At 60.0% G+C, this 21,632-nt stretch carries 17 protein-coding genes and 3 pseudogenes; 9 read left to right on the forward strand and 11 right to left on the reverse strand.

The window, feature by feature from the left end; translation table 11 throughout:
- The first annotated feature begins 119 nt into the window (after nucleotides 1-119).
- From treP to AC3ITY_RS11085, 8 genes and pseudogenes are all read left to right on the forward strand, one after another.
- Complete coding sequence (gene treP / locus AC3ITY_RS11050; protein WP_489309053.1) at nucleotides 120-1,562, forward strand: PTS system trehalose-specific EIIBC component; 1,443 nt, start codon at nucleotides 120-122, stop codon at nucleotides 1,560-1,562.
- A gap of 130 nt (nucleotides 1,563-1,692) precedes the next feature.
- Nucleotides 1,693-3,342 (forward strand): alpha,alpha-phosphotrehalase, encoded by a 1,650-nt coding sequence (treC, locus tag AC3ITY_RS11055; protein WP_489309055.1) that lies wholly within the window; start codon nucleotides 1,693-1,695, stop codon nucleotides 3,340-3,342.
- A 95-nt stretch (nucleotides 3,343-3,437) separates the two neighbouring features.
- The gene (locus tag AC3ITY_RS11060; RefSeq protein ID WP_489309057.1) at nucleotides 3,438-4,661 is read left to right on the forward strand and encodes a maltoporin; all 1,224 of its coding nucleotides are present in this window, start codon (nucleotides 3,438-3,440) and stop codon (nucleotides 4,659-4,661) included.
- A 61-nt stretch (nucleotides 4,662-4,722) separates the two neighbouring features.
- On the forward strand, nucleotides 4,723-7,257 hold the full coding sequence (gene ptsP, locus AC3ITY_RS11065; RefSeq protein WP_489309059.1) for a phosphoenolpyruvate--protein phosphotransferase: 2,535 nt from the start codon (nucleotides 4,723-4,725) through the stop codon (nucleotides 7,255-7,257).
- A 2-nt stretch (nucleotides 7,258-7,259) separates the two neighbouring features.
- On the forward strand, nucleotides 7,260-7,556 hold the full coding sequence (locus tag AC3ITY_RS11070) for a PTS sugar transporter subunit IIB (protein ID WP_489309061.1): 297 nt from the start codon (nucleotides 7,260-7,262) through the stop codon (nucleotides 7,554-7,556).
- 224 nt (nucleotides 7,557-7,780) lie between these two features.
- Nucleotides 7,781-9,100 carry a phosphopyruvate hydratase gene (eno, locus tag AC3ITY_RS11075; RefSeq protein ID WP_489309064.1) on the forward strand — a complete coding sequence of 440 codons (1,320 nt, stop codon included), beginning with the start codon at nucleotides 7,781-7,783 and terminating at the stop codon, nucleotides 9,098-9,100.
- Nucleotides 9,070-9,147 (forward strand): annotated as a pseudogene (locus tag AC3ITY_RS11080) (hypothetical protein); the annotation flags it as partial. The gene eno and the pseudogene AC3ITY_RS11080, both read left to right, overlap by 31 nt.
- Nucleotides 9,132-9,233: pseudogene (locus AC3ITY_RS11085) on the forward strand (aldehyde dehydrogenase family protein); the annotation flags it as partial. The pseudogenes AC3ITY_RS11080 and AC3ITY_RS11085, both read left to right, overlap by 16 nt.
- A gap of 27 nt (nucleotides 9,234-9,260) precedes the next feature.
- Here the strand turns inward: AC3ITY_RS11085 and AC3ITY_RS11090 are convergent.
- From AC3ITY_RS11090 to argH, 8 genes are all read right to left on the reverse strand, one after another.
- Nucleotides 9,261-10,439: an MFS transporter gene (locus AC3ITY_RS11090; protein ID WP_489309066.1), complete on the reverse strand. Its 1,179-nt coding sequence runs from the start codon at nucleotides 10,437-10,439 to the stop codon at nucleotides 9,261-9,263.
- A gap of 162 nt (nucleotides 10,440-10,601) precedes the next feature.
- Entirely contained in the window at nucleotides 10,602-11,951 is a 1,350-nt protein-coding gene (locus tag AC3ITY_RS11095) for an MmgE/PrpD family protein (protein WP_489309068.1), read from the reverse strand.
- A complete protein-coding gene (locus tag AC3ITY_RS11100; RefSeq protein ID WP_489309070.1) occupies nucleotides 11,948-12,835 on the reverse strand; it encodes a polysaccharide deacetylase family protein in 888 nt (295 codons plus the stop codon). The genes AC3ITY_RS11095 and AC3ITY_RS11100 overlap by 4 nt, the downstream gene beginning before the upstream one ends.
- Nucleotides 12,828-13,676 carry a polysaccharide deacetylase family protein gene (locus AC3ITY_RS11105; RefSeq protein WP_489309073.1) on the reverse strand — a complete coding sequence of 283 codons (849 nt, stop codon included), beginning with the start codon at nucleotides 13,674-13,676 and terminating at the stop codon, nucleotides 12,828-12,830. The genes AC3ITY_RS11100 and AC3ITY_RS11105 overlap by 8 nt, the downstream gene beginning before the upstream one ends.
- 147 nt (nucleotides 13,677-13,823) lie before the next feature.
- The gene (locus AC3ITY_RS11110; RefSeq protein WP_489309075.1) at nucleotides 13,824-14,648 is read right to left on the reverse strand and encodes an ABC transporter substrate-binding protein; all 825 of its coding nucleotides are present in this window, start codon (nucleotides 14,646-14,648) and stop codon (nucleotides 13,824-13,826) included.
- 53 nt (nucleotides 14,649-14,701) lie between these two features.
- Nucleotides 14,702-15,466: an amino acid ABC transporter ATP-binding protein gene (locus tag AC3ITY_RS11115; protein WP_489309077.1), complete on the reverse strand. Its 765-nt coding sequence runs from the start codon at nucleotides 15,464-15,466 to the stop codon at nucleotides 14,702-14,704.
- Between the two features lie 10 nt (nucleotides 15,467-15,476).
- The gene (locus tag AC3ITY_RS11120; protein WP_057396441.1) at nucleotides 15,477-16,355 is read right to left on the reverse strand and encodes an amino acid ABC transporter permease; all 879 of its coding nucleotides are present in this window, start codon (nucleotides 16,353-16,355) and stop codon (nucleotides 15,477-15,479) included.
- A 154-nt stretch (nucleotides 16,356-16,509) separates the two neighbouring features.
- A complete protein-coding gene (argH, locus tag AC3ITY_RS11125) occupies nucleotides 16,510-17,937 on the reverse strand; it encodes an argininosuccinate lyase (protein ID WP_489309080.1) in 1,428 nt (475 codons plus the stop codon).
- Nucleotides 17,938-18,232: 295 nt separating this feature from the next.
- Here argH and AC3ITY_RS11130 point away from each other — a divergent pair, with 295 nt between their 5' ends.
- Nucleotides 18,233-19,198 carry a LysR family transcriptional regulator gene (locus AC3ITY_RS11130; RefSeq protein ID WP_489309082.1) on the forward strand — a complete coding sequence of 322 codons (966 nt, stop codon included), beginning with the start codon at nucleotides 18,233-18,235 and terminating at the stop codon, nucleotides 19,196-19,198.
- Nucleotides 19,199-19,447: 249 nt separating this feature from the next.
- On the opposite strand, the gene AC3ITY_RS11135 is transcribed toward AC3ITY_RS11130, so the two are convergent.
- The 3 genes and pseudogenes from AC3ITY_RS11135 to AC3ITY_RS11145 form a co-directional block, all read right to left on the reverse strand.
- The gene (locus AC3ITY_RS11135; protein WP_489309084.1) at nucleotides 19,448-19,999 is read right to left on the reverse strand and encodes a hypothetical protein; all 552 of its coding nucleotides are present in this window, start codon (nucleotides 19,997-19,999) and stop codon (nucleotides 19,448-19,450) included.
- A gap of 302 nt (nucleotides 20,000-20,301) precedes the next feature.
- Nucleotides 20,302-20,445: pseudogene (locus tag AC3ITY_RS11140) on the reverse strand (ABC transporter substrate-binding protein); the annotation flags it as partial.
- Between the two features lie 17 nt (nucleotides 20,446-20,462).
- Entirely contained in the window at nucleotides 20,463-21,578 is a 1,116-nt protein-coding gene (locus tag AC3ITY_RS11145) for a Gfo/Idh/MocA family protein (RefSeq protein ID WP_489309086.1), read from the reverse strand.
- Between the last annotated feature and the right edge of the window lie 54 nt (nucleotides 21,579-21,632).

Raw genomic sequence — 21,632 nt, forward strand, 5'->3', positions numbered from 1 at the left:
CGGGTCATCGATAAATAAATTCCAACTCGTCTGTACGAGTTGTTGCTTTAACTCGTACAGACGAGTATTTTTCGCTTCGGTGTGCTGCCAAACAACAAAAAACACAGTGGATGAAAAGCATGAGCCATGACTACGCGACTATTGCCAGCGAGCTGCTTCATAGCCTCGGTGGTGCTGACAACCTTGAACAGGCCGCACATTGCGTCACGCGTCTGCGCCTGGCCCTCAAAGACCCACAGCGGGTCGACAGTACGACGCTGAATCAGATCGACCTGGTCAAAGGCTCGTTCTTCACCGGCGGCCTGTTTCAGATCGTCATCGGTCCCGGCGAAGTCGAGAAGGTTTACGCCGCGCTGCGCGAGCAGACAGGGCTTGCTGCGTCGACCATCGCCGACGTGAAACAAAAGGGCGTCGATAAAACCAATGCCATGCAGCGCCTGGTGCGGGTGTTCTCCGATGTGTTCATGCCGATTCTGCCGGCGCTGATCATTGCCGGCCTGCTGATGGGGGTGAACAACCTGATCGGCGCCAAGGGCATGTTCATTGCCGGCAAGACCCTGCTTGAGGCCTACCCGACGCTGGACGGTGTCTGGAGCTTGATCAATCTGATGGCCAACACCTCGTTCGTGTTCCTCCCGGCGCTGGTCGGCTGGTCGGCAGCCAAGCGTTTTGGCGGCAGTGAAATCCTTGGCATCGTGCTGGGTCTGATGCTGGTTCACCCGGACCTGCTCAACGCCTGGAACTACGGCAAGGCGGTGGCCGGGCTGGACGGCCAGAGCCTGCCGTACTTCGATATTTTTGGCTGGTTCAAGATCGAGAAGGTCGGCTACCAAGGTCAGATTCTGCCGATCCTGCTGGCCGCCTACGTCATGAGCGTCATTGAAAAATGGCTGCGGGCGCGGGTACCCAATGCCATTCAACTGCTGGTGGTGCCAATTACCACGATCGTCGTGACCGGGGTGTTGGCGCTGGCCGTGATCGGTCCGGTGACCCGTCACCTGGGGATTCTGATCACCCAAGGCGTGGTGACCTTGTTTGACCTGGCGCCGATGGTCGGCGGGGCGATTTTCGGTCTGCTGTATGCGCCGCTGGTGATTACCGGCATGCACCACATGTTTCTTGCGGTCGATTTGCAGCTTATTTCCACCCAGGGCGGCACCTTCATCTGGCCGATGATCGTCATGTCCAACCTTGCCCAAGGCAGCGCGGCACTCGGGGTGTTCTACATGACCCGCAGTGCGCGGGATAAAAGCATGGCCTCGACCTCAGCGATTTCCGCCTATTTCGGCATCACCGAACCGGCGATGTTCGGCGTCAACCTGCGCTACAAGTTTCCGTTCTACGCAGCGTTGATCGGCTCGGCGCTGGGCTGCATGTTCCTGTCGCTGAACAAGATCCAGGCCTCGGCGATCGGTGTCGGTGGTTTGCCCGGTTTCATCTCGATCATCCCGCAATACATCCCGATGTTCGTGGTCGGGATGGTCATCGCCATGGTCGTGCCGTTCGTTTTGACCTGTGGCTTGAGCATGAAGATTGTCCGGCATGGATATCGAGTCGCCTGATAGATCCATTCGCGGGCAAGCCCGCTCCCACATTTTGAATGCGTACCCCTGTGGGAGCGGGCTTGCTCCGGGCGGCGATCCGACGAAGACGCCAGACCAGACACAGCAAAACTCATTAAAGGAATCCGCCATGCAAGACTGGCAGCGTTCGGTGATCTACCAGATCTACCCGAAAAGCTTTCACAGCCACGCCGGCAACCCCACGGGCGATCTGCTCGGGGTGGTGGCCAAGCTCGACTACCTGCAATGGCTGGGTGTCGATTGTCTGTGGATCACCCCGTTCCTGCGTTCGCCCCAGCGCGACAATGGCTACGACATCAGCGACTACTACGCCATCGACCCGAGCTACGGGACCATGGCTGACTGTGAGCTGCTGATCGCCGAGGCTGGCAAACGCGGTATCAAGTTGATGCTCGATATCGTGGTCAATCACACCTCCATCGAACACCAGTGGTTCCAGCAGGCCCGCAGCAGTCTCGATAACCCGTACCGCGACTTCTATATCTGGCGCGATCAGCCGAATAACTGGGAATCCAAGTTCGGTGGTTCGGCCTGGGAGTTCGAGGCGCAAACCGGTCAGTACTACCTGCACCTGTTCGACCACACTCAGGCCGACCTGAACTGGGATAATCCGCAGGTACGCGCTGAAGTCTTCAAGATGATGCGCTTCTGGCGTGACAAGGGCGTCGGCGGTTTCCGTCTGGACGTGATCAACCTGATCTCGAAACCGGCGGACTTTCCCGAGGACAACAGCGACGGTCGGCGTTTCTACACCGACGGCCCGAACGTGCACGACTACTTGCAGGAAATGCACCGCGAAGTCTTCGAGGGCCATGACCTGATCAACGTCGGCGAGATGTCTTCCACCAGCCTTGAGCATTGCATTCGTTACTCGCGAGCGGACTCGAAAGAGCTGTCGATGACCTTCAACTTTCATCACCTGAAGGTTGATTACCCGAACTTGCAGAAGTGGGTTCGCGCTGACTTCGACTTCCTCGAACTCAAGCGCATCCTTTCCGACTGGCAGACCGGCATGCAGGCCGGTGGTGGCTGGAATGCACTGTTCTGGTGTAACCACGATCAGCCGCGAGTGGTTTCGCGGTTTGGTAATGACGGCGAACACCGCGTGGTATCGGCGAAGATGCTCGGCACCGCGCTGCATTTTCTTCAGGGCACGCCGTTCATCTATCAGGGTGAAGAGTTGGGCATGACCAACCCGGGCTTTGAGAGCATCGAGCAGTATCGCGATGTCGAGACGCTGAACATCTTCCGGCTCAAGCGTGATGCCGGGGAGTCCGAGGCATCGAGCATGAGCGCAATCATGCAGAAATCCCGCGACAACAGTCGCACCCCGATGCACTGGAACACGCAACCCAATGCCGGTTTCAGCAGTGCCGAACCATGGATCGGCGTGCCGGCCAACGCCACGCAGATCAATGTCGAAAACCAACTCGACGACACGACTTCGGTGCTGCACCACTATCGCCAGTTGATTGCCCTGCGCCACAGCGAACCGCTGATTCAGGACGGCGTGTATCGCCAGCTCTTGCCCACGCACCCGCAGGTCTGGGTGTACCTGCGTGAAGGCGAAGGCGAGCGCCTGCTGGTGGTGAATAACTTCTATGGCACGGCGTGTGAAGTCGAGTTGCCGGAGCAGGTAATCACCGACTGCATGTTGCAACGCCTGGTGATCAGCAACTTCCCGGATTGTGAGACACGTAGTCGACAGCTGTTCCTGCGGCCATACGAGTCGTTCGTCTTGCACCTGACCGACCACTAAAAAACACGCTCTTCAAACAACGCGCAGAGCACTGCGTGGGGTTTCTTGCGCGCAGATTTTACCGAATGAGCACAATAAAAATAATGAGGCGGCTCTTGAAAACCACAATTAATCGCAAACTTGCAGCATCGTGCGCATGCCTGATGTTGCCGTTCTCGGCCCAGGCTTTGGAGTTCGCCGGTTACTTGCGTAGCGGCGTCGGGACCTCGGTCAACAGCGGTCCTCAGCAGTGTTTTCAACTGCAGGGCGCCCAGTCGAAATACCGCTTGGGCAACGAGTGCGAGCAGTACGCGGAGCTGGAGTTGCGTCAGGACGTGTACACCCTGGACGACGGCTCGGTGCTGAGCGTCGACGGCATGGCTTCGTTGTACAACCAGTACGACAAAGACCTGACGTTCAACGGTGATAACGGCTCGGTGCGCATGCCGCAGATGTATGCACAATGGTCGAACTTGCCGAGTCTCAATGGTGGTTCGTTGTGGGCCGGTCGGCGTTACTACAAACGAAACGACATCCATATTTCCGACTTCTACTACTGGAACCAGAGCGCCACCGGTGGTGGTATCGAGGATGTGAAGATCGGCGACCTGAAATACAGCTACGCCTTTTCGCGCAAGGACAACTTGTACCAGAAGGATTATGTCACCCGGCAGGATTTCAACGTCGCAGGTTTTCAGACCAACCCCAGCGGTGAACTGGAGTTTGGCCTCAGTTACATCGAAAAACCTGACCGCAGCGATGCACACGCAGGTTGGGCCATCACCGCCCAGCATGTGCAGAAAAACTTCCTCGGCGGTAAGAACAAACTGGCGCTGCAATACGGCGAAGGGCCTGGCACCGGGTTGGGTTACACCGGCGATGTGGGCCTGGACGACAGCAACAAGAACTACCGGCTGGTGGAGTTCTTCGACTGGCAAGTGACACCGCGTTTTGGTGGTCAGGTCGAAGCGGTCTATCAGAAGGATATCCGCCCGGACGGTAACGACCAGAACTGGATTTCCCTGGGCGTTCGCCCGGCTTACGCGATCACCGATCAATTCAAGTTGGTGACTGAGCTGGGACACGATCAGGTCGAGGCCCCAGGAGGTACGCGCAAGTTGAGTAAATTCTCCTTTGTCCCGACCTGGTCGCCAAAGGGCCCGGGGTTCTGGGAACGTCCCGAGGTGCGTTTGTACTACACCTATGCCAGCTGGAACGAAGCGGCCAAACGTGCGGCCAATGAACTGGCACAAGGTTCAGCGATGTCCGATACCGGCGCGTTCGGCACGGCGCTGCATGGTGCGAACGTCGGATTGCAAGTCGAGTACTGGTGGAAATAAGCGATGCTGTAGGAGCTCGCGCTCCATCGGCACTTCAAAGAACAAAACCGCAGGTGAAGTCATGACCATAACCCAACCATTGCAATTGCTGGCGCCGCTGTCCGGGGTGCTGGTGCCACTTGATCACGTGCCGGATCCGGTGTTCGCCAGCCGGGTGATCGGCGACGGCCTGTGCATCGATCCGACCTCGCAGACCCTTTGCGCGCCGTTGGCCGGCGTGGTCAGCAACCTTCAACACAGTGGCCATGCGATCAGCATCACCGATGACAGCGGCGTACAGGTGTTGCTGCACATTGGTCTGGACACCGTGAACCTGGCGGGTAAGGGGTTTCGCGCCTTGGTCGAGCAGGGCCAGCGTGTCGAGGCCGGACAGCCGTTGATCGAGTTCGATGCCGACTATGTAGCCCTGCATGCCCGCAGCCTGTTGACCTTGATGCTGTTGGTCAGTGGCGAGCCCTTCAGCCTGCTGACACCCGACAATGGCCTGGTGGCGTGTGCCCAGCCCGTGTTGCGCCTGAGCCTCGGCGATCCGCGTTCCAGCGTTGCGCAGGAGGAGGGCGAAGCGCTGTTCTCCAAACCGGTCCACCTGCCCAATGCCAATGGCCTGCACGCGCGGCCGGCGGCGATCTTTGCGCAGGCGGCGAAAGGTTTTGCGGCAAGCATTTGCCTGCACAAGCAGCAGGACAGCGCCAACGCCAAGTCCCTGGTGGCGATCATGGCGTTGCAGACGGTTCACGGCGATGCGCTGCAGGTCAGTGCGGTGGGCGTAGATGCCGAATTGGCAATCAGCACGTTGGCCCAACTACTAGCGGATGGCTGCGGTGAGGCCGTGACTGCGGTGGCGGTCGTAGCGCCGGTGGTTCAGGCGCAGGCGGTGTCGACGAAGCTGTTGCGCGGTGTCTGTGCTTCCGCGGGTTCGGCCTTTGGGCAGGTGGTGCAGGTGGCTGAGCGCACCTTGGAGGTGCCTGAGTTTGCCGCGGATCAACGCGTGGAACGCGAATCGCTGGAGCGTGCGCTGACCCGCGCGACGCAGGCGCTGCAACACTTGCGCGACAACGCGAAAGGCAAGGCGCAGGAGGATATCTTCAAGGCACATCAGGAGTTACTGGAAGACCCGAGTCTGCTGGAGCAAGCCCAGGCCCTGATTGCTGAGGGCAAGAGCGCGGCGTTTGCCTGGAACAGTGCTACTGAAGCCACCGCTACGCTGTTCAAGTCGCTGGGCAACACCTTGTTGGCCGAGCGGGCGTTGGACCTGATGGATGTCGGCCAGCGCGTGCTCAAGCTGATTCTCGGGGTGCCGGACGGTATCTGGGAGTTGCCGGACCAGGCGATTTTGATTGCCGAGCAACTGACACCGTCGCAGACCGCTGCCCTGGATACCGACAAGGTGTTGGGTTTCGCCACTGTGGGCGGTGGTGCCACCAGCCATGTGGCGATACTCGCCCAGGCCTTGGGTTTGCCGGCGGTGTGTGGTTTACCGGTGCAGGTGCTGTCGCTGGCCAGCGGAACCCGAGTGCTGCTCGATGCGGACAGGGGTGAGTTGCACCTGGACCCTGAACTGTCGGCTATCGAACAGCTGCACGGCAAACGTCAGCAGCAACGGCAACGGCATCAGCGCGAACTCGAGCAGGCTTCGCTGGCGGCCTGTACCCGTGACGGCCATCATTTCGAGGTGACGGCCAACGTTGCCTCGCTGCTTGAGGTCGAGCAGGCGATGGCGCTAGGCGGCGAGGGTGTCGGTCTGCTGCGTTCGGAGTTTCTTTATCTGGAGCGCAACAGCGCGCCCAGCCATGACGAGCAAGCGATCACCTACAGCGCCATCGCCCGGGCCCTTGGGCCAGAGCGCAATCTGGTGGTGCGCACACTGGATGTGGGCGGCGACAAACCGCTGGCCTACGTGCCAATGGACAGCGAGGCCAATCCGTTTCTGGGCATGCGCGGAATTCGCTTGTGCCTGGAGCGTCCGCAGCTGTTGCGCGAGCAGTTCCGGGCAATTCTGAGCAGCGCCGGTCTGGCCCGTCTGCACATCATGCTGCCGATGGTCAGCCAGTTGTCGGAGCTGCGCCTGGCGCGGCAGATGCTGGAAGAAGAGGCGCTGGCGCTCGGGCTCAAGGCGCTGCCGAAACTGGGCATCATGATCGAAGTCCCGTCCGCGGCGTTGATGGCGGACCTGTTTGCCCCCGAGGTGGATTTCTTCTCCATCGGCACCAACGACCTGACCCAATACACCCTGGCCATGGACCGCGATCACCCACGTCTGGCCAGCCAGGCCGACAGTTTTCACCCCTCGGTACTGCGTCTGATCGCCAGCACCGTGAAGGCCGCCCATGCCCATGGCAAGTGGGTCGGGGTGTGTGGCGCGCTGGCTTCGGAGACTCTGGCGGTACCGCTGTTGCTGGGGCTTGGGGTGGATGAACTGTCGGTCAGCGTGCCGCTGATTCCGGCGATCAAGGCCGCGATTCGCGAGGTCGACCTCAGCGACTGTCAGGCAGTCGCGCATCAGATACTCGGGCTGGAGAGCGCTGAGCAGGTCCGCGAGGCCTTGTCTTCGCAGCAGCAGGCGCTGGTCGAAACTTCACAGGTGTTGGAGAACTGAACATGTTCGAGAAAATGCAACGGGCGTTCTGGAGGGCATTGACCCCGGATCTGCTGGTGGATGAGCCAAAGGTGGCGGCCCTGCTTTCTACGGACCTGCCGTCGAGCGTGGTCGCCGCGCTGGGTGGGCTGGATAACCTGGCATCGCGACAGCGCATTGCGATAACGCGAGTGCGGGTCCAGCTGCGTGATGTAACCCGACTGGACGAACAGGCCTTGCGTGCGGCGGGTGTGCCGGGGGTGATGGTGCTGGCGGATGGCGTGGTGCATGTATTAACCCGGTGCCCAAGGCGGGACTGACGGTCTGCGCGTGATCCGTGCAGGTGACCGGGTGTGCCGATCGAGGTGAAACCTCTGGTGGATGCAAACACTCAACGAACACGGCCCCCAACCGACGGCGGACGACAAGCCGCAGTGGCCGCGTGATTTCGATTTTTCCGAGGCTCGCGCCGAACAGCAAGAGCTGCTTGATGCGGATGATCATCGGGAAGTCGCTTTAAACCCTTTCAGTGGTGCTGACTCAAATGAACAACCCAACCCTGATCCAACATGTTTACGCACGGGAAATCCTTGACTCGCGGGGTAACCCGACCGTCGAAGCGGTGGTCACGCTCAGTGGCGGTGCAGTGGGGGTGGCCAGCGTGCCGTCCGGTGCTTCCACCGGGAGCCGCGAAGCCCTGGAGTTGCGTGACGGCTCCAGTCGCTACCATGGCAAAGGCGTGATGCGTGCAGTGGCCAACGTCAATGGCGCGATACGCGAGCGTGTCGTGGGGCTGGATGCGCTGAATCAACGTGAAGTCGACGGTGCAATGATCGCCCTGGACGGTACCGAGAGCAAAAGCATCCTGGGTGCCAACGCCATTCTCGCCGTGTCCCTGGCAACGGCCAAAGCCGCTGCGGCCACCCAGAATATTGCGCTTTACGAGCATTTGGCCGCGTTGTATGGCAGTCCCGGCGCTTTCAGCATGCCGGTACCAATGATGAACATCCTCAACGGTGGCGAACACGCGGATAACAACGTCGACATTCAGGAGTTCATGATCCAGCCAGTCAGTGCCGGGTCGTTCAAGGAAGCCTTGCGCATTGGCTCTGAGGTGTTTCATACCCTCAAGCAGGTACTCACCGAACGCGGTCTGAGTACCGCCGTCGGTGACGAAGGCGGTTTCGCACCTTCGCTGGCGTCCAATGAACAAGCGCTGGTGGTCATCGAGGAAGCGGTGACCCGTAGCGGCTATGTTCTGGGGCGGGACATCACCCTGGCCCTTGACTGTGCCGCCTCCGAGTTCTATCGCGAAGGGCGTTACGTGCTGGCAGGCGAGGGCAAGGACTTCGACTCCAAAGGGTTTGCCGACTACCTGGCCGGGCTGTGCCAGCGTTACCCGATCGTATCGATCGAGGATGGCATGGACGAAAGCGATTGGGAGGGCTGGGCGTACCTGACCGAGAAGTTGGGCAAGCGTGTGCAACTGGTCGGCGACGACTTGTTCGTCACCAACACGCGCATTCTCAAGGAAGGTATCGAGCGTGGCATCGGTAACTCGATTTTGATCAAGTACAACCAGATCGGCAGCCTCAGCGAAACCTTCGACGCCATTCGCATGGCCCAGGACGCGGGTTACACCACGGTGATTTCCCATCGTTCGGGTGAGACCGAGGACACCAGCATTGCCGATCTGGCGGTTGCCACCTGCGCCGGTCAGATCAAGACCGGCTCGCTCTGTCGCTCTGACCGGGTCGGCAAGTACAACCAGTTGCTGCGTATCGAAGACGCGCTGCAGGCACGCGCGCCTTACCGATTCACATTGGCGGCAGCGTCAAACCGGCCAGGTTTGGCGTATTGCTGATTCGCCCGCTGCTCGAAGCTTTGCGCGACAGTTTCCCGGCCAGCGTTGCACCGCCTTGAAGATCCTCTTTGTGCACGAGCAGGTCGTCGACAGTTTTCTGGAGAAATTCAATCACAAGCTCGTGCCACTGAAAGGTTCATATTAATGCGGTTTCAGTGCATTACTTTTGCACTATAGCCACCCGACGACCGCTCATGAAGCACAGGAACCCACCCATCGCGGTCAGTGCGCTCAAGGCATAGAACATCGTGGGCGCAGGGGTGTGCATCAATAGAAAGCCACAAATCACCGGGCTCAGGGCGCCACCGAGGGCCGCCAGGTTCTGCGCGCCGTAGTAACTGCCGCGCAGCTCTTCCGGGGCCAGGGTGTCGACGAAGAGGAATTCGGCCGGGTAAATGATCATTTCACCGAGGGTGAAGATGAACATCGCCACGCACCAACTCAGCATGCTGTCGGCCAGGCTGAAGCCGATCAGGCCAAGGATGAACAGGCTGGTGCCCGCGGCAATCCAGTAGCGCAGCTTCTCGCGATTGAGGAACCGGCCAATCTGGTACTGCAGCAGGATCACGCTGATGGCGTTGCAGGCGAGCAGGGCGGCCATGATTTCCAGGGCGCGTTTGGAATCGTGGGTCACCAGCAGGTATTGCGACAAGTAGAGGGTGTAACGCCCGTGCACCACGGTGCTGAGCAGGCAGCCGCAGGTGAACATGATCAGGGTGCGGTCGTTTTTCAGGGTGACCAGGGTTTTCAGGAAACTCTGGGGTTGCCCAATGGCGGGTGTCTGCGCCGAATCCCTGGGAATGCCTATCATCAGGAAGATGCTGAAGAACGCGATGCCACCGGCAATCAGGAACGGTGCGATCGGATAGACTCCGGCAATCACCACGCCGAGCATGGGGCCTGTGGCATAGCCGATGTTGGTCAGCGTGTAGCGCAGGGAAAACGCCTTGGCCCGCTGGCCCATGGGCAGGTTTTCGCTGAGGATCGCTTTGGAGCCGATGAGGAACAGCGCTGACGCGGTCTCGGTGATCACCAGGGTGGCGGTGGTCACGTAGAGGTTTTCGGCAAAGGTCAGCAGCACGAAGCCGATGGCGCTGGAGAGCATCGCCAGGATCAGCAGCCGGCGCTTTTCCAGGCGGTCGATGATATAGCCGCCGTAAAGCGCCAGCAGGGTGGCGATGAACACCGCGATACCGAGCAGCAAGCCAACGTCCTGTTGGTTGAGGCCCAGCTTGTTGCTCAGGAACAGCGTGAGCAAGGGGCTGGTGATGGCGCGGCTGACCACGATGGTCAGTGAAACGATCATCAAGCGGCGGATAACGAGCGAGTAAGTGGCCACGGTGGTGCAAATGTCCTTATTCAGATTGTTGGTGTTCGCCGCAATATCGCGTCGCTGTCATCGCGGGCAAGCCCGCTCCCACAAAAGCGCCGCAGTACCTGTGGGAGCGGGCTTGCTCCGGGCGGCGTTCCGACGAAGAGGCGGGCACAAGCAACGCAATACTCAAGCCAGCCACCGATCCAGAGTACGAACCGATTCCAATTCTTCAATCCGCCACAACTGCCCGAGCAGTTCCTCAACCCGTTCCCGGGACATGACCCGCATCGCCAAACTGAGAAACTTCTCCGCAAGCAGCTCATCACTCAGCGGATTACCCGGCGCGCCCAACGGCACTTCAACGCACAGGCTCGCTTGCCGACCGTCCACGGTCCGCAGTGTCACCACGGGCTCGCCATCCTCGGACAGTAGCGGGTCCACTTCAAGGCGAATGCGTGACATCCACTGGACAATGCGTGGATCGTTGCGCGCTTCATCGTCATAGGCCTGCAATCGACAATGGCCATGTACCAGCCGTGCCGCCAGTGCATACGCCAGGCTCATCTGCGCCGCCGCGAGGGTGTCGACATCCTGGCCGCCACACATGTCCTTGAGAAAACTGCACAGCGAAACCTGTATGTCTTCGACCTGATCGACTGGCACATTCAATTGGTCGAGCAAAAGCCCCAACGCATCGATGGCCGAATGCGTGCCGCGACACGAGGCGTAGGGCTTGATCGAGCAGCGGGCGAGTTTCCATACGGCGCCGAGATCGGCATCCAGTGCTTCGGGGGTTGAGTTGGCGCTGGCAAGTGTCTGCAAAAAGCCGCCCCAGACATCCTCGAACAACTTTGTTGGACCACTGATGCCTTGCTGCGCAAACCGCGCCGCCAGCAACCCCCCTTCGGCGGCCCGGCCACTGTGCAGTTTTTTACTTTGCGAGCCGTCGTGGATGAAAGCCCACAAGCCACCGCTGAAGCTGCCGGCGATGCCCAGTGCCGACAAGGTTTGCCCGGCATTCAATCGAAAAATCCGTGCACTGGCGGCTGCCGCGCCGAACACCCCGCAGGTCGCCGTGGAGTGCCAGCCAGCACCGTTATGGGCTGAGTAGCCACCGCAGGCTTCGAGCACCCGGCGCCCGACTTCGTAACCGATCACCACGGCCGTGATGAACTCGCGGCCGCTCACCGGTTGCCCGGCCATCGACACCGCCGCCATGACCGCCGGCAGCACTACGGCACCGGAGTGGTCGCAGCCACCGGTGTCGTCCAGTTCCAGGGCATGGGCGGCGATACCGTTGAGCATGGCTGCCTGAGCGCCGCCGACCCGCTGGCGAGTGCTCCAGACCAAGGTGTCGCCCGTTTCGTCTTCGAATACCAGCCGTGCCGTTTTCGCGACTTCGCTGTCTGCCCCGGCGAGGGTCGCGCCGAAAGTATCGAGGATGTGACGCTTGGCTTGTTCCACCAGTGCGGGCGGCAGGTCCTCGAACCGGGTATCCACGCAAAATTTCGCCAGTCGTTGCATGCGCTCTGTCATAGCACGTAGTCCCGATAATGCCGCTCGTACACCGACGCCGGATGATCTTCAGTGATCGGCGCTGCGGATTCTGCCCACCACTGGGCGACATCAGCACCGGTAGCGATCCATACGTCATCGTGCTGCAAAATCCCCTCAAGCAATTCACGCAACACACCAATGCGCCCCGGCGTAGCGATGATTTCCGGATGCAGGCGCAACACGTAGCACAGGCCGAAGCGATGAAACCCGGCGAAGTCCATTTGCAGGTTGCCCAGGGTGTGGCTGTAGGATGCGATCCGCGATTGCGCCGGCGGCACCGCAGGGCTGAGATTGAAGGCGAAGTAGGGTTCATCCTCCAGTTCGTAATGCAGGGGCAACTCGATCACGTCGGGTGCGGTCGGGTGAGCGAACGGCAAGTCATCACCACGCCAGGACGACGACCAGCGAATGCCTTGATCCCTCAACGCCTCGATGAAGCCCGGTGCACCGTTGCCCGCGGGGATGCGGAAACCGGTGGGACGCTGACCGGTCAGCGCCGTCAATGCCGCGCATCCTTCGGCAATGTCGGCGCTCTGCGCGGCGAGGTCGAGGCTGTCGTAGTTCTGATGGTGATACCCGGCGCAGGCAATCTCATGTCCGCCCGCCTGGATCGCACGAATATGCTCGGGGTTTTCCTCGGCGACGATACCGGGTACGAACCAGCTGCTGGAAACACCGAGCTCCTTGAACAAAGCGAGCAAACGCTCGACCCCGCGTTGGGTGCCGTAGCGCCAGACCGACAGGGTCTTGTCGCGTCCGGCGACTTCCGGGGCCTGGGTGAGAATGCCGTGGATGTCGTTGTAGTCGACGGTCAGTACCACGGCGCAGCGGTAGCCCTTGGGCCAGACAGTGGAATCAACCATGGTGATGTTCCTTCAGCCACCACTGGGCGACGTCGCGGCAGGTGGTGAACCAGACGTCGTCGCGTTGGCGCATGTGTTCGAAGAGTTTTTCCAGCAACAGGATGCGTCCTGGTTTGCCGGTGATCTTGGGGTGGAACAGGGTGGTCAGGCACAGCCCTTCATCCATGGCACCGTCGTATTCGCGGCACCAGTTGTCCAGGGTCAGGGCGTAGCTGGCGGTGCGGTCCAGCCCCGAAGGGAAGTCCGGCGCGCGGGTATAGGCGATGGAGGCGTAGTCGTCCATTTCCCAGCGACCGGGGATTTCCACCAGCGGCGTGGCGTGGCCCGGTACATTCACCAGGTACGGCCGGTCATCGCCGCGCATGCTGCTGGAGTAAGTCACGCCGGCCTCCACCAGCATCGCCGGGGTTTCGGCCCGCCAGTCGCCGGACGGTGTGCGGAAACCTTCGGCGCGGATGTGCAGGTGCTTCCAGAACACCTCGCGGGACAGCTTCATCACGTCCTTTTGCTGTTCCAGCGTCAGGGCGTAGAAGGATTCGTGTTTGTAGCCGTGATAAGCCACCTCATGCCCGCGCTCGACAATCGCCTGACACTGTTTCGGCCAGTTCTCCACGACCCAGGCCGGGACAAAGAACGTCGTCGGCAGACGGAATTCGTCGAGCAGATCGAGAATCCGCGGCAGCGCCCGGTACGGGCCATAACCGCCGAAGCCGAAATACTCGGGCTTGCGCCAGATCGAGCCGTTGAGCATGGCATCGCCGGTGGGACCGTCGAGGTCGAAGGCCAGGGCCAGACAGGCTTTGTGCTGGCTGGGCCAGGTGGGTTGGGGTGAGGAGGGCATCTGTCGTGCTCCAACAATATTCAAGTAAACACCAGCCCCTGTAGGAGCGAGCCTGCTCGCGAAGGGGCAATCACATTCAACATTTTCGTTGGCTGATACACCGCTATCGCGAGCAGGCTCGCTCCTACAATGGTTCTGAGGCGACCTTTATTTGCCAGCGTTCACCGTCACCGTCTTGATCGCACCCAGTTCCAGATCCCACTTCTTCAGGATCGCCTGGTAGCTGCCGTCGTCGATCATGCTCTGCAGCGCAACCTTCACCGCCTCACTGAGCTCAGGTTTTTTCTTGCTCACGCCCATCCCGCTGTACTGCTCGGAGATCGGCAGGCCCACGGTTTTGTACATATCCTTTTCCTGGGTCTTGAGGTAGGGCAGGGTTTCGCTGCCCTGCATGGCCGCGTCGATGCGGCTCTGGCGCAGTTGCGCACGGGCATCGGCCGAGCCTTCGGTGCCGATCACATTGATCGCCGGCTTGCCGGCGGCTTCACAGTTGGCCTTGCTCCACTCGGCGATTTCCGCCGGGAAGGTGGTGCGGCGGCTGGTGCCGACCTTCTTGCCGCACAGGTCGACGATCTCGTGGGTGTCCTTGTTTTTCTGCAGGGTGTAGAACTGCGGACCGCTGGTGAAGTAGTCGACGAAGGTCACGCTGGCCTGACGTTCGGCGGTGTCGGTCATGCCCGACAGCACCATGTCCACGCGGTCGGTGGTCAAGGCGTTGATCATTTGCTCGAAGCCGGTTTCCTGCCATTTGATCTTCACACCCAGACGCTCGGCCAGGGCATTGCCCAGGTCATAGTCGAGCCCTGTGAGGGTGTTGGTGGCCGGGTCCTTGAAATCCATCGGCGGGTAGTTCGGCATGATCGCTACGACGATCTCGCCCTTGGCCTTGATGCTGGCCGGCAATTCGGCAGCGAAGGTGAAGCCGGATGCCATAACGCCGGCGAGTATTGCGGGAATAACGAAGTTCTTCATGGTCGTTCTCTTATGAGTGTTGTGAGGCAGCTCTTGATTTGCGAGCCAGGCCCTTAGGTTCGAACGGCAGAAATGAAGCTTTGGGTGCGAGGGTTTTGCGGACTTATTAGTATTTCTTCGGGGCTTCCAGCCTCCACGATCTGCCCGCCGTCCATGAACACCATGCGGTTGGAAACCTCGCGAGCGAAGCCCAGTTCATGGGTGACGACGATCATGGTCATGCCGGTCTGCGCCAGATCGCGCATCACCGACAGCACCTCACCGACCAGTTCCGGGTCGAGTGCCGAAGTGGGTTCATCGAACAGCATCAGCTTGGGGCGCATGGCCAATGCACGAGCAATGGCGACGCGTTGCTGCTGACCACCCGACAGTTCGATCGGGTAGCTGTTGCGTTTGTCGGCCAGGCCGACGCGGGCGAGCAATTCCATGGCTTCTTCATTCGCCTCTTTGGGCGAACGCTTGAGCACCTGGCACGGCCCTTCGATGATGTTTTGCAGCACGGTCATGTGCGGGAACAGGTTGAAACGCTGGAACACCATGCCGGTGGACAGGCGCTGGCGGGCGATCTGCGTTTCGTTGAGTTCGTGCAGCTTGTTGCCGACGATCCGGTAGCCCACCAGCTCGCCGTCGACCCACAGGCCGCCCTTGTCGATTTTTTCCAGCTGGTTGACGCAGCGCAGCAAGGTACTCTTGCCGGAGCCGGACGGGCCGATGATGCACAGCACTTCGCCTTGCTCGACTTCGATGTTGATGTCCTTGAGTGCGTGGAACTGGTCGTAGTACTTGTTCAGGCTCACGGCCTTGACGATGCTTCTCATGTGCGGCTCCTCAGGAACGCTTGCCGGCGCCGCGGGCGAAACGACGCTCCAGACGGCTTTGACCAAAGGACAGGACGGTGACGGTGGCCAGGTACCAGATACCGGCGACGATCAGCAGCTCCATCACGCGGGCGTTGGCGTAGTAGATGTTCTGCGCGTTGTAGAGCAGTTCCGAGTACTGGATGACGCTCGCCAGCGAGGTCATTTTCACCATGCCGATGAACTCGTTGCCCACGGGTGGGATGATGATGCGCATGGCCTGGGGCAGGATGATCCGGCGCAGCGCTTGCAAGCGCGGCATGCCGATCGACTTGGCGGCTTCGTACTGCCCGGTGTCCACCGAGAGCAGGCCGGCACGCACCACTTCGGCGGTGTAGGCACCCTGGTTGATGCTCAAGCCAAGCAGGGCCGCCACGAATGGGGTCATCAGGCTCACGGTGTCCATTTCGAACAGGCCGGGGATGCCGATGGTGGGGAAGATCAGCGCCAGGTTGAACCACAACAGCAGTTGCAGAATCAGCGGCGTACCGCGAAACAGCCAGGTGTAGGTCAGTGCCACATAGCGCAGGATCGGGTTGGCCGACATGCGCATGATCGCGGTGATCACGCCGAACACGATGCCCAGCGCCATCGCCAGCACCGCCATGACGATGGTGTTGAGCAAGCCCCACATGATCGCCTGGGATGTGAGGAACTGGCCGATGTACGACCACTCGATCTTGCCTTCGGCGAAGGCGCGTACCAGGCCGATGATGGCGATGACGATCACCGTGGCGAAGAAGATCCGCCCGTAATAACGCCGGGGCACATGATCGTACTGGGTGATGTCGAACTGGTTTTCCGCCAGTTTGCGCTCCGCCTGGAGTCGTTCTGCCTGTGTCTGGCTCATGTTGTTTCTCCGTACACGTTATCTGTAGGAGCGAGCTTGCTCCGGGCGGCGTTCCGACGATGGTCGTCAACGATGACGCTGGTTGCCTGACACCCCGCGGTGTCTGTGCCTCCATCGCGAGCAAGCTCGCTCCTACAAGGTTTTGCGTTGTGGGTCAGAGGCGGAAGCCCTGATAGTCCTCGGTCCATAACTGCTGGGCGGCGAGGGCGGTTTTCAGGCGGCCGATCTGCTCGCGCACCTGTTGTGGCGCGGTCCCGCCCCAGCCGCTGCGGGCGGCGATGGCGGCTTCGAGGGTGAGGCTTGCGCGTACTTCTGGTGTGAGGCGCGGGTCGATTTCCGCCAGCAGTGCCGGGGAGGCTTCCCACAATTCGATGTCGTGTTTCTCGCAAGCCTGGACCAACGCACCGGTGATTTCGTGAGCTTCCTTGAACGGCACGCCGCGCACCGCCAGCCAGTCGGCGACTTCGGTGGCGAGGGTGAAGCCCAGCGGTGCCTGGCGACGCAGCTCTTCGACGTTGACCTTCATGGTCGCAACCATTCCGGCCATGGCCGGCAGCACCAGCAGCAGGGTGTCGACGCTGTCGAGTACGCCGTTCTTGTCTTCGCTCAAGTCGCGGTTGTAGGACAGCGGCAGGGATTTGAGGGTGGACAACAGGCCGGTGAGGTTGCCGATCAGGCGACCCGCCTTGCCCCGCGCCAGTTCGGCGATGTCCGGATTCTTTTTCTGCGGCATGATCGAACTGCCGGTGGCGTAGGCATCGTCCAGCGCGACCCAGCGGAATTGCCGCGACGACCACAGGCAGAACTCTTCGGCGAGGCGCGAGATGTTGATGCCGAGCATGCTGGCGATGAACAGGAACTCGGCGACGTGATCGCGGCTGGCCACGGCGTCGATGGAGTTTTCGCAAACACCGCTGTAGCCCATTTCTTTTGCCGATTGCTGAGGTAAACGAGCGATAGCCGAGCCAGCCATGGCCGCCGCACCGAGTGGCGACAGCGAAGTGCGCGCGTCCCAGTCCACCAGGCGCTGCACGTCGCGCAGCATCGACTGGGCGTGGGCCAGCAGGTGATGAGCAAACACGATCGGTTGTGCCTGCTGCAGGTGGGTGAAGCCGGGGCAGATGCTCTCGATGTGTTGCTCGGCCTGGTCCACCAGCGCCTGCTGCAGGCCCAGCACTTCAACGGCCAGGGTGCGCACGTGGTCACGCAGGAACAGGCGCAGGTCGTTGGCGGTCTGGTCGTTGCGCGAACGACCGGCGCGCAGCTTGCCACCGAGGGTGCCAAGGCGTTCGGTCAGCAGGCGTTCGATGAAGGTGTGGACGTCTTCGTCGTCCAGGGTCGGGGCAATGCTGCCGGCGCGGAAGTCAGCGCCGATACGTTCCAGGGCGTCGAGCATGGTCTGGGTTTCTTGCTCGCTCAGCAGTCCGGCGCGCTGCAGTTCCCGGGCATGGGCCTTGGAGCCGGCGAGGTCGTACGGGGTGAGCCGGAAGTAGCGCTCAGGGCAACGGGACAGGGCCGCCAAGGCTTCGCAAGGGCCGCTTTTGAAGCGAGCACCCCAGAGACGGTCGGTGGTTTGAGACATTGTTGTTTTCCTCGTCGGTAACGCGAACTGAAATGGGTATGCCGGGCCGCAACGTCGCTAAAAAGTCAGCGAACGAAATCAGGCCAGAGCAGTTTTCAAGAGGGCAGTTGCAAAGTGGCGAGAGCTGATCGAAGTGTCAGCTTTTAATGTTTTGAGATCAGTGATTTGGCACTGATGTTCGGGATTTATTGGCGGTTGCCAAGCCTGGTTTTCTGTGTTCATTATTATTAGGCCAGCTATGTTTTTGTTGTTGGGCACAGATTGTTGAATAGGGCGCCAGAGGTAAATAAGCATTATGGAAACCCCACTTTCCAATTCCGGAAACCCGCTGCCGAAAACGCTGCAACGGGCACCGCTGGCCCTCAGTGGGCTGGACTTCAAACTGCTCAAAGTGTTCAAGGCCGTGGTCGAGGCAGGTGGCTTCAGTGCCGCGCAAAATGAGCTGAATGTGGGGCTGGCAGCCATCAGTAAACAGATTTCCGACCTGGAAATCCGTATCGGCATGCGCCTTTGCACGCGGGGGCGAGAGGGCTTTCACCTGACGGAAGAAGGGCGTCTGGTGTATCAGGCGTCGATAGACTTATTTGCCTCGGTCGACAATTTTCGCGACCGCCTTAGTTCAGCGCAAAACGAACTTGTCGGTGATCTTGGTGTGGGGGTTATTGATAACACTATCTCTGACGACAATTCGCCGCTAGTTGCCGCGCTTAGACGTATTAACGAACAATCTCCCAAGGTTAGATTTCAACTTCAGGCCACGCAACTTGATGAGGTTGAAAGAGGTGTCGTCGAGGGGCGGTTGGTGGCGGGAATTGTGCCGGTTTATCAAAAGCGCGAAGAGTTCGATTACTACGAGCTATACGAAGAACGCTCGGAGGTTTATTGCGCGCTCGGCCACCCGCTGTTCTCCATGGCGGATGCGGACATGGGTGGTAATGTGCTCAAGGATTACGAGTGCATTAACCATCGCTACGCGATTCATCGCGACAAACTGAAATTTGCCCACTACGACAGCTTTTCCGCCTCGGCAACCCAGGTGGAGGCCGTTGCGCTGCTGATCAAGACGGGTCGTTTCCTGGGGTTCCTGCCCCAGCATTACGCCGCACCGATGGTGGCGCGGGGAGAGTTTCGCGCGGTGCGCCCGGACCTGATCAACATCGTCACGCCGTTCAGTCTGATCTTGCGCCATAACACTGTGCGCAGCCCCTTGGTGAAGGCATTTGCCCAGGCACTGGGCGTGGATTTAAAAGCCCCGGTTTGATTGTTCACCGCGTTGAACACTAACTAACGAACACTGGCGGCCAATGGGGATGATGGGGCCAGGCTTAAGGCTTCAGCACTTGCAGCAACACGAAATTGTTTTTATCGAAACGTCCGCTCAATACTGCTTGTAGAGTTCCCAATGTCGTGCCGTGAAGAGCGCGATAATCGCTGAGATTACTTTCTGCTCACCCGCCGTTTGGCTAGATGTCTACTTCAGCGCCAAGGCCAGGCCTGAGTCCATGGCCTACTATAATTTGGTGTAGGGGGGACCGTCGGAGGTGGCGCTATGCGTATCTTCAAGCAACTCCTGCTCTTGGTCGCGGGGCTTCTGGCAAGCAGCCTCTCCCTGGAGACAATCAGCGGTGGCGGCCTCGGTCAAAATCCTCACCTGGCCGCTCTGGTCAGTGGGCAGCCACAGCAATGCGGGCAATTCCAGCATTTCCACAGGGCCCCGTTTCATATGGAAAACCGGCATTTCGTGCCAATGCACAGCCGGCATTTCATACCAATGCACAACCAGCATTTCGTGCCAATGCACAGCCGGCATTTCATACCAATGCACAGCCAGCATTTCGTGCCAATGCACAACCGGCATTTCGTACCAATGGATAACCGGCACTTCATACCGATCCACCGGATGAACAGCTTCGAGGTGATCAGAGGGCCTGGGGTCAGCGATCAGCCCATCGGTTCCAGGCACGTTCACTTTGTGCGCCAGTTCGATCCGCGGACGGGGCAGTTTCTGATTCGGGAATTTGTCTGGTGAAGCATGCCGCTCCAGAGAACTGAACAGCAACAACTCACACCATCCGTTCCTGGCGCAATACCTCACCCAGGCATGCAACGCCCAGGTCAGGTGCTGGCGCCCATCCGCTGGGCATTGGGCGATAACAAATTTAGACCATTTAGCGCTCAGATTTTGATTACATACGAAGCTGGATCACGGTATAGCTTTCGCAATGGCCAGACAAAAAAATACCCCTCGCAGAGGGGTATTGAAGCAGGAATGTTAATAAGCCCATTAACTATGTATTCCCAAGCGGGGGGAATAACATTTGGCCGGCCTCTCTTTGAATGCAAAGCATCGTTATCATCCACGCCTCACGGCCGCCAGATTCCGACATCCTGCGCATCCACCGCCTTGGGCAACAAGCCGGCGGCAAAAAATGCATCGGCGATTTTCTGTTGTTCACCCAACTCATCGCTTTTCACCGGCTGTACCTGATAGCTGCGATGGCTATTGGCGGCAGCCTTATCGGCGATCAGATCTCGCTGATATTGACCCAGCGCTGTTCCCGTGCCGCCAATCGAATCGCCGTCGCCAGTCGCTCCACTTCCAGGGCTTGCTCGAAATCGGTGCCGGCTTGTCCGTGCCCGGCCAAGGCCATGATCAACTCATGCACTTCCAGCGTCTTCAACTCGTTGTAGCCCAGCTGATGCCCCGGCGCTGGACTGAACGCTGCATATCCGGGCAGGTTCGGCCCGGCCAGTAAACGCTGGAAACCGTCCTGGCCGACACGGCACAGGCGTAACTCATTCAAACGCTCCTGATCGAATGACAGGGTCCCTTGGGTGCCACTGATCTCGAAACTCAGGTGATTCTTGTAGCCGTGCTTGAGCCAACTGCTGCTGAAGGTGCCACGCGCGCCGCTGGCGAAGCGCAGCAACGCATGGGCCTGATCGTCGACGGCAATTGTGCGTTGTTCCTGGCTACCGGCTGTGGCCGGACGCTGGCGGTGCACGGTCTGGGAATCGGCGCATACCGCCTCGACATTGCCGAGCAGATAGCGCGCCATGCCCAGCAAGTGGCTGCCCAGGTCCGCCAGCGCGCCACCGGCATGTTCGGCCTCACAGCGCCACGACCAGGGGGACGCGGGATCGGCCATGAAGTCTTCGCTGAATTCGCCTTGAAAGCTGATGATCTCACCGAGTTTGCCGCTCTGAATCAATTCCCGCGCCAGGCCGATGATCGGGTTGTGCTGGTAGTTGTAGCCGACTCGGGTGACCACGCCCGCATCCTTGGCCGCCAGGTGCATGGCATTGGCCTGTTCAAGGTTCACCGCCAGCGGTTTTTCGCAGTACACCGGTTTGCCAGCGGCAAGCGCGGCCATGGCCATCGGGTAGTGCAGGTGGTTGGGTGTGGTGATGGCGATCAGGTGGACCTTGGGGTCGTCGATCAATTGCTGCCAGTCGCCATAGGCCTGCTCAAAGCCCCAGGCAGTGGCGCATGCCTGGGCACGAACGGGATCGGCGTCGGCCAGGGCGGCGAGGCGAAGCGTGAAGGGCAGTTCGAATGCTGCGCTGACGTTGCGAAAGGCCAGGGCATGGGCACGCCCCATGAAACCCGTGCCGATAAGTCCGATTCCGAGTTCGCGCATGACAGGATCCTTTGGTTTTTGTTTTCAGGAAGCCCGTTTATAGAATAAAAATTC

The organism is Pseudomonas sp. GL_091, from assembly GCF_057837725.1.